The sequence below is a fragment of the Micromonospora palythoicola genome (genome assembly GCF_036689795.1).
GTDB classification, from domain to species: Bacteria; Actinomycetota; Actinomycetes; order Mycobacteriales; family Micromonosporaceae; genus Micromonospora; species Micromonospora palythoicola.
In genome coordinates this window covers 45,275-52,682 of sequence record NZ_JBAGKI010000038.1, presented here as the reverse complement: position 1 = coordinate 52,682, position 7,408 = coordinate 45,275, and the positions used below count along the sequence as shown (strand labels likewise).

Genomic DNA, 7,408 nt, shown 5'->3' with positions numbered 1-7,408 from the left:
CCGACGCGGCCAGGCGTTGACGCTGTCGGCTTCGGTTGGCCACTGGTCCGAAACACCGGCGTGGAACACTTCGTCCGGAGGTGGTCGAGATGGCCCTGGTCCGGCCGGAGAATCCGCAGCAGGCACGGTTGGTCCGGCTGCTGCGGGATGAGGGCCCCCGGTCCCGGGTGGAGCTGGGTGACCTGCTGCGCCTGTCCCGGACGGCCCTCACCACCGAACTGGACGGGCTCGTCGCCCGCGGGCTTGTCGAAACCGCCGGGCCGGCGGCGTCCCGGGGCGGGCGCCGGTCGTCGTTGCTGCGCCTCTCCGGCGGCGTGCGCTTCGCCAGCGTGGTGGTCGCCACCGACCGGGTCACCGTCGCCGTCACCGACGGCGAGCTGAACGTGCTGACCGAGGCCAGCGAGGTCGCGGACGTACGCGAGGGGCCGGAGCCGGTGATCGGCCGGGCCATCGAGCTGGTCGACAAGCTCCGCGCCGAGCTGGGCGTCACCGAACTCACCGGGGTCGGTGTCGCCCTTCCCGGGCCGGTCGACGGCGGCACCTCCACGGCACCGGCCGTCCTGCCTCGGTGGCAGCGCTTTCCGGTCCGGGACGCCTTCGCCGCCGAACTGGGCTGCCCGGTGCTCGTCGACAACGACGCGAACGTGCTCGCCCTCGGCGAGCGGCACGCCGGCATCGGCCGTACCGTCGAGGACTTCCTCTACGTGAAGCTCGGTACCGCGCTCGGCTGCGGGCTGGTGCTCGGCGGATCGCTCTACCGGGGCGCGACCAGTAGCGCGGGCGACATCGCGCACCTACCGCTCGGCGAGGAGGGGCCGCCCTGCGCCTGCGGGGAGGCCGGTTGTCTCGAGGCGTACTGCGGGGACGTCGGGTTGGTCCGGGCGGCGCTGGCCGTGGCCCGGTCGGACCGCTCCCCGGTGCTGGCCGCGCGCGTCGCCGAGGCGGGCTCGCTCACCGTCGCGGACGTGGTCGTGGCCGCCACCGCCGGGGATCCGGCCACCCAGCTCCTCGTCCGCGACGCCGCCCGTCGGCTCGGTCGGGTGCTGGTGGGCCTGGTCAGCTTCTTCAACCCCGGCATGGTGGTGATCGGCGGCGCACCGGACGGGCTCGGCCACCTGCTGCTCTCCGAGATCCGTGGCGTGGTCTACCGGCGGTCGGCGCCGCTGGCCACCGGCACCATGCCGATCGTCCTGTCCGACCTGGCGGGCCGGGCCGCCGTGGTGGGCGCGGCGTACCTGGCCAGCGAGCACGTCTTCAGCGCCGGTTGACCACGGGGGCCGGCTGCGGGCCGGCCCCCGGCGGCCGGAGGCGTTCAGTCCTTGCTGCTGAAGGCCGCGTCGAAGGCGGCCGACGGTGCGTCGAAGGCGAGCCGGCGGACGAACTGGAGCGCCTCGGGTGCGCCGACCAGCCGGTCCATCCCGGCGTCCTCCCACTCGATGGAGATCGGGCCGGAGTAGCCGATGGCGTTCAGCGCCCGGAAGCAGTCCTCCCACGGCACGTCACCGTGGCCGGTGGAGACGAAGTCCCAGCCACGGCGCAGGTCCGCCCAGGGCAGGTGCGAGGCCAGCCGGCCGCGACGACCGTCACCGGTACGCACCTTGGCGTCCTTGCAGTCGACGTGGTAGATCCGGTCGGCGAAGTCGAAGATGAAGTTCACCGGGTCGAGTTCCTGCCAGACGAAGTGCGACGGGTCCCAGTTCAACCCGAACGCGGGCCGGTTGCCGATCGCCTCCAGGGTCCGCTTCGTCGTCCAGTAGTCGTACGCGATCTCACTGGGGTGCACCTCGTGGGCGAAACGCACCCCGACCTCGTCGAAGACGTCGAGGATCGGGTTCCACCGGTCGGCGAAGTCCTGGTAGCCGCGTTCGATCATCTCCGGCGGCACCGGCGGGAACATCGCCAGGGTGTGCCAGATCGACGAGCCGGTGAAGCCGACGACGGTGTCCACGCCGAGCTTCGCCGCCGCGCGGGCGGTGTCCTTGATCTCCTCCGCGGCCCGCTGGCGTACCCCCTCGGGCTCGCCGTCGCCCCAGATCCGGGCGGGCAGGATGCCCTGGTGCCGCTCGTCGATCGGGTGGTCGCAGACCGCCTGGCCGACCAGGTGGTTGGAGATCGTGAAGACCTGGAGGTTGTGCTTGGCGAGCGTCTCCCGCTTGCGTTCGACGTACGAGTCGTCGGCCATGGCCTTGTCGACCTCGAAGTGGTCGCCCCAGCAGGCGATCTCCAGGCCGTCGTAGCCCCACTCGGCGGCGAGCCGGCACACCTCGTCGAACGGAAGGTCGGCCCACTGGCCGGTGAACAGCGTGATCGGTCGCGCCATGTGTCCTTTTCCCCTGTCGTGTTGGGGATTCCGTTTCCTACGGGACCGGGGCGAGGGATGACCGGATGGGTGACGGCCTCGACGGTGTGCCGGTGGACGCGTTCGCGTCTGGGGCCGACGGGTTGCGCCTCCCGTCGACTCACCGGCCACCTCGCGGTCGCCGTTCCTCACTCTAGGCGGGTCGCGGGCGGTGGAGCCACTCGGTTACGGCAGCACCCAGCGCTGGTTGGCGCCGGTGTGGCAGGTCCACAGGTGCACGGCCTGCCCGTCGGCGGAACTGTTGTTCGACACGTCCAGGCACTTGCCCGAGTTCGGGTTACGCAACGTGCCGTTGGACTGCGCCGACCAGTTCTGCGCACCGCTGCCGTTGCAGGTCCAGAGCTGGATCTTCGTGCCGTCCGCCGAGCCGGCACCGTTGACGTCCAGGCACTTGCCGAACGCCCGGATCGTCGAGTTCGGCGTCACCGTCCACGTCTGCGCCGCCGAACCGTTGCAGGTGTAGATCTGGATCTGCGTACCGTCGGCCGTGCCCGCGTTACGGACATCCAGACACTTACCGGCCAACCCGGTGATCCGGCCGGTGCGGACGTCACCGCCCGGCGGCGGGTTCGAGCCGCCGAGTTCCTTGATCCGGATATTGCGGAAGGACACATCGTCGCCGGTGCCGTGGTTCTGGATGCCGATGTGCCCGGCGAGCGACCGGACCGGGTCGGTGTTGGTGAAGTCGTTGATCTTCGCGCCGTTCAGGAAGACCTGGAGACGCTCCCCCTCCACCAGCAGTTCGTAGGTGTTCCACTCCCCCGCCGGGTTCAACGCGGCGTCCCGGGCGGCGAGGTCGGCGGACTTGAAGCCGTAGACCGCGCCGGTGGTGCGGTCGGCGGCGTCGGTGGGGTCGATCTGCACCTCGTAGCCGTTGTTGATGGCGGAGTTCGGGTCACTCGACGGTGGGAAGCCGATGAAGACGCCGGAGTTGTCGTCGCCGGCCACCCGCCAGTCCAGCTTCAGCGAGTAGTTGGTGAACTGCTTGGCACTGTGCCAGAACAGCCCCATCCCGCCGACCGAGGTCAGCGTGGCGTCGGAGTTGCTGAAGCTGCCCGGACCGGCCTGGGACCAGCCGCTGGTCGAGCCGTTGTAGAGGGTGGTGTAGCCGGTCTCCGGCCGGCAGTCGGCCTTGGTGCGGCCGGCCGCGTACCGGATGCCGCCGAGCAGGTGCGCCCGGAAGGCCGGTTCGGCGTACGACGCCTGGGTGTGGCCGCCGCCGGTGTAGAAGGACCGGCCGCCGTTGTACGTCTTGCACCAGGCGATCGGATGGTCGGCGCCCATCACTCCGCCCGAGTACGTCGACTCGTTGAGGTTCGCCAGCACCCGCGCGTTGGCGCGGGGGTTGCTCTGGAAGTCGTACCACTCGTCGGTGCGGACCCAGTTCTGCGGCAAGTGGGCGGTGGCCGCGTGGGCCCGGTTCTCCACCCGGACGGTGGCCTGCTGGATGGCCGGGTGGGAGCGGAAGTAAGCCCCGACCAGGTTGCCGTAGAAGGACCAGCCGTACTCGGTGTCGGCGGCGGAGTGCACGCCGACGTAGCCGCCACCGGCGCCGATGTACGACTCGAAGGCGCTCTGCTGGCTGTTGTTGAGCACGTCGCCGGTGGTGTTGAGGAAGATCACTGCCTCGTACTGGGCGAGGTTGCCGGTGGTGAAGACGCCGGCGTCCTCGGTGGCGGTGACGGTGAAGCTGTTCGCCGCGCCCAGGTCGCGGATGGTCTGGGTGCCCACCGCGATGGAGTCGTGCCGGAAGCCGGCCGTCTTGGAGAAGACCAGCACGTCGTACGGGGCGTCGGCGGCGCTGGCCGGGGTGGCCGGGGTGGTGCAGGCGAGTACGGCGAGGGCGGCGGTGGCCAGGCCGACGGTGGTTCGGAGGAGTCTGCGCATGTCGCTCTCCCAACGATTGGTGGTGTCAGGAGGGGCCCCTGTTTCCCACCCTAGGCGTTGACCAGGGGCCCCTCCTCGGATCAGGGCAGGACCCAGCGCTGGTTCGCGTTGGTGTGGCAGGTCCACAGGTGCACGGCCTGCCCGTCGGCGGAACTGTTGCTCGACACGTCCAGGCACTTGCCCGAACTCGGGTTACGCAACGTGCCGTTGGACTGCGCCGACCAGTTCTGCGCACCACTGCCGTTGCAGGTCCACAACTGGATCTTCGTGCCGTCCGCCGAGCCGGCACCGTCGACGTCCAGGCACTTGCCGAACGCCCGGATCGTCGAGTTCGGCGTCACCGTCCACGTCTGCGCGGCCGTACCGTTGCAGGTGTAGATCTGGATCTGCGTACCGTCCGCCGTCGCCGCGTTGCGCACATCCAGGCACTTACCGCCCAGGCCGACGATCGGACCGGTTCCGCCCGTGCCACCGCTGCCGGTGGTGAAGGTGAACGAGTCCAGGTCGTAGAGCGAGCCGGTCCCGGTGCCGGCGAAGGTCAGGTAGAGCGTGGTGGTGCCGGACGGTGGGTTGCTGATGGTGCCGGTGACCGTGGTGAACGTGTCCCAGGCGCCGGTGACCGGGACGGTGGCCGAGCCGAGCACGGTGCCGGTGGCCGAGCCGGCGCGTACCTGGAGGGTGCCGCCGGAGCCGGCCGAGGAGACCCGGGCGCTGAACGACGTCACGTTGTTGATCCGGTACGGCTCGAACGCGATCCAGTCGCCGTTGTTGATGTTGCCGACGGTCTTGCCGCCCTCGGCGGCCGCCTTGTCGAAGGTGGCGATGCCGGAGGAGGTCTTGTAGTGCTCGGCCTGCCGGCTGCGGGGCTGCAGGGTGTGCTGGGTGTGCGTGGTGAGCCCGCCGGCATCGGTGTACTCGGCGTCGAAGATGGCGAAGATGTTCGCCGCGTAGTCGTGCTCCCCGTCCACCGGGATCGTGATCGAGCCTGAGCAGCCGTTGCGCGAGGTGATCTGGTGGCCGTGGCTGTCGTGGCCCAGCACGTAGGTCATCTTGACCTTGGTGCAGTCGATGGTGCCGTCCTCCGGGTCGGTCACCGTGATGCTGAACGGCACGGTGTCGCCGAAGGAGAACAGCGATCCGTTGACCGGGCCGTTGATGGTGACCGTCGGCGCGGTGTTGCCGACCCGGATCTGCACGCTCGCGGTGCCGGTGGCGCCCTGCGGGTCGCGGACGGTCAGCGTTGCGGTGTAGCTGCCGTTGGCGGTGTAGGTCTTGCTCGGGTTGGCCGCCGTGGAGGTGGTGCCGTCGCCGAACGCCCACGAGTAGGTCAACGCCCCACCCTCCGGGTCCGACGACCCGGCCGAGGAGAAGTTCACGCTCAACGGGGCGACCCCGGAGGTCCGGTTCGCCGATGCGACCGCCGTGGGTGCCCGGTTGCCTCCGGCGACGTAGTCGTAACGGTAGAGCGCCGAGTTGGCGTCGCCGTTGAAGTAGCCGGTTCCGTAGTCCAGCACGTAGAGCGCACCGTCCGGGCCGAAGGCCATGTCCATGACCTGCTTGCCGTTCCACGGGAACGACGCGTCGATGGCGCCCACCGAGCCGTCGCTGTTGACGTGGATCGGCTTGATCCAGCCTCGGCCGAACTCACCGGCGAAGAACAGCCCGTCGAAGCTCTGCGGCCACTTGGTGGTCGACGTCGACGCCGCGTTGTAGCGGTAGACCGGGCCACCGCTCGGCGACTCGGAGCCGCCGCCGAATTCCGGCGGGCTGCCGGCGTCACCGGCGTAGCGGATCCAGGACGGCTTGGCGGCCGGCAGGGTGGTCAGGCCGGTGTTGCGGAACGAGTTGTTCGTCGCGCCACCGGTGCAGTTGTACTTCGGACCGGCGGTGCCGTTGGCGAAGTTCCACTCGGCGTACGTCTCGTTCGTGGTGTTGGTGCCGGTGCAGTACGGCCAGCCGTAGAAGCCGGGGCCGGTGACCCGGTTGAACTCCACCTGCCCGCTGGGCCCGCGCGCGGAGGTGGAGCCCGCGTCCGGCCCGTAGTCGCCGACGTAGACGACGCCGGTCGCCTTGTCGACGCCCATCCGGAACGGGTTGCGGAAGCCCATCGCGTAGATCTCGGGGCGGGTCCGGGCCGTGCCGGGGGCGAACATGTTGCCGGCCGGGATCGAGTACGACCCGTTGGCGTTGACCTTGATGCGCAGGATCTTGCCGCGCAGGTCGTTGGTGTTGGCGGCGCTGCGCTGGGCGTCGTACGCCGGGTTGCGGTTGGTGCGCTCGTCCAGTGGCGAGTAGCCGCCAGAGTCGAACGGGTTGGTGTCGTCGCCGGTGGACAGGTAGAGGTTGCCCGCCGCGTCGAAGTCGATGTCGCCGCCGACGTGGCAGCACATGCCCCGGTCGGCGGGCACGTCGAGGACGTCGACCTTGCTGGACTGGTTGAGCGTGAAGTCGGCGTTGAGGGTGAACCGGGACAGCCGGTTGACCCCCTGCCAGGCGGAGAAGTCGCTGGCGGTGGCCGGGGCGTCCCCGCTCGGGGTGGACAGTGGCGGCGCGTAGTAGAGGAAGATGTGCCGGTTGCTGGCGAAGTTCGGGTCGACGCCGATGCCCTGCAGGCCCTCCTCGTCGTGGGTGTAGACCGGGACGGTGCCGATCACCGTCGTGGTGCCGGCCGCGTCGGTGCGGCGCAGGGTACCGTTGCGGGCGGTGTGCAGGACCGAGCGGTCCGGCAGTACCGCGAGGGTCATCGGTTCGCCGACCTCGGCCACGCCCTTGGCGAGGGTGACCTGCTGGAAGTCGCTGGCGACGATGGGGTGGGCGCGGGCCGGGGTCGGGCCGGCGATGGCAACGGTGCCGGCTGTGGCGACCAGGAGCAGCGCCGAGGCGCTGGTGGACCACCGTGCGGGGTGGTGGGTGGTGCGCATGGTGGACATCGCTGTGCTGTCCCTTCCTGACGAGTGCTTCTGCCAGGGCGGGGCGCGCGCCGTCGCGCCGGATGCCGAAGCGGGGGGTGCCGAGGGGGGTCCCGCGCCGCCGGTTCACCTCGACGAAACATTTCGGTGCTAGCGACGACACTAAGCGTCATTCGTCTATATGTCTATATCTTCTGCCGGCCAGATACAGACTTTCGTCAGTTCGGTCAAAAGCCGCCCGACACCGCGCCGC

The 7,408-nt window shown here is 70.1% G+C and carries 4 protein-coding genes; 1 reads left to right on the top strand and 3 read right to left on the bottom strand.

Features of this window, described 5'->3' with window-relative positions; genetic code table 11:
* Positions 1-89 precede the first annotated feature (89 nt).
* Complete coding sequence (locus V5O40_RS17755; protein WP_332906491.1) at positions 90-1,268, top strand: ROK family transcriptional regulator; 1,179 nt, start codon at positions 90-92, stop codon at positions 1,266-1,268.
* Positions 1,269-1,312: 44 nt separating this feature from the next.
* Here the strand turns inward: V5O40_RS17755 and V5O40_RS17750 are convergent, their stop codons facing one another.
* The 3 genes from V5O40_RS17750 to V5O40_RS17740 all read right to left on the bottom strand — a co-directional run bounded on the left by V5O40_RS17750 (position 1,313) and on the right by V5O40_RS17740 (position 7,167).
* Positions 1,313-2,320 carry a sugar phosphate isomerase/epimerase family protein gene (locus V5O40_RS17750; protein WP_269737718.1) on the bottom strand — a complete coding sequence of 336 codons (1,008 nt, stop codon included), beginning with the start codon at positions 2,318-2,320 and terminating at the stop codon, positions 1,313-1,315.
* Between the two features lie 204 nt (positions 2,321-2,524).
* Positions 2,525-4,246, bottom strand: coding sequence for a ThuA domain-containing protein (locus tag V5O40_RS17745; RefSeq protein ID WP_332906490.1), 1,722 nt, complete (start codon positions 4,244-4,246; stop codon positions 2,525-2,527).
* Positions 4,247-4,326: 80 nt separating this feature from the next.
* Positions 4,327-7,167 carry a PQQ-dependent sugar dehydrogenase gene (locus V5O40_RS17740; protein ID WP_332906493.1) on the bottom strand — a complete coding sequence of 947 codons (2,841 nt, stop codon included), beginning with the start codon at positions 7,165-7,167 and terminating at the stop codon, positions 4,327-4,329.
* Between the last annotated feature and the right edge of the window lie 241 nt (positions 7,168-7,408).